The following is a 604-nucleotide window of genomic DNA, read 5'->3' on the forward strand; positions in this document are numbered from 1 at the left end:
TTCAGTAGCAGGAGTACCAGTGTTACCATCCTTGTCAGTTGCTCCAGTATCACCTGTAGCTCCTGTATCGCCAGTTACTCCAGTATCGCCGGTAGCTCCGGTGTTACCTGTGTCAGTTTTTTCAACGTTTTCAGTAGCAGGAGTACCAGTGTTACCATCCTTGTCAGTTGCTCCAGTATCACCTGTAGCTCCTGTATTGCCAGTTGCCCCAGTATTACCAGTTACTCCAGTATCGCCGGTAGCTCCGGTGTTACCTGTGTCAGTTTTTTCAACGTTTTCAGTAGCAGGAGTACCAGTGTTACCATCCTTGTCAGTTGCTCCAGTATCACCGGTAGCTCCTGTATTGCCAGTTGCCCCAGTATTACCAGTTACTCCAGTATCGCCGGTAGCTCCGGTGTTACCTGTGTCAGTTTTTTCAACGTTTTCAGTAGCAGGAGTACCAGTGTTACCATCCTTGTCAGTTGCTCCAGTATCACCGGTAGCTCCTGTATTGCCAGTTGCCCCAGTATCGCCAGTTACTCCAGTATCGCCGGTAGCTCCGGTGTTACCTGTGTCAGTTTTTTCAACGTTTTCAGTAGCAGGAGTACCAGTGTTACCATCCTTG

Annotated in this window: 1 pseudogene; it reads right to left on the reverse strand. The window is 49.0% G+C overall.

The window, feature by feature from the left end:
- Nucleotides 1–604, reverse strand: a pseudogene (locus tag FFM55_RS09720) (spore surface glycoprotein BclB); the annotation flags it as partial.

Source organism: Weissella sagaensis (assembly GCF_005405285.1).
In the GTDB taxonomy this organism is placed as follows: domain Bacteria; phylum Bacillota; class Bacilli; order Lactobacillales; family Lactobacillaceae; genus Weissella; species Weissella sagaensis.